This window comes from Burkholderia sp. SIMBA_062 (genome assembly GCF_046534765.1).
Taxonomy (GTDB): Bacteria; Pseudomonadota; Gammaproteobacteria; order Burkholderiales; family Burkholderiaceae; genus Burkholderia; species Burkholderia ambifaria.
In genome coordinates, this window is record NZ_JAWRYD010000459.1 from 1 (window position 1) to 250 (window position 250).

A 250-nucleotide genomic window follows, 5' to 3' on the forward strand; every position below is an offset into this window, starting at 1 on the left:
GGTTTCGAACTCCCACTGCCGAACCAGCGTCGCGTCCTGTTGCCACGCCTGATACAGCGGCTTCTGCGCCGTGAAGCCCAACAGCTTCATGATGCGACTCACCCCGGAAAGCGCCAGTTTTTTGCCGAACTGCCGCTCAATCAGCGCGGCAATCAGCGACAGCGTCCACAGCCCGAATTCGAACTTGAACTGCAACGGAGTGTGGTCCCGCACGGCTTGTGCCAGCCAGCGCATCTCTTCGGCACTGACC

The 250-nt window shown here is 60.8% G+C and carries 1 protein-coding gene; it reads right to left on the reverse strand.

Annotation, left to right across the window (positions count from 1 at the left end):
- Nucleotides 1-250 (reverse strand): helix-turn-helix domain-containing protein (locus SB786_RS37055; protein WP_410731690.1); only part of this gene is annotated, 250 nt, incomplete at both ends.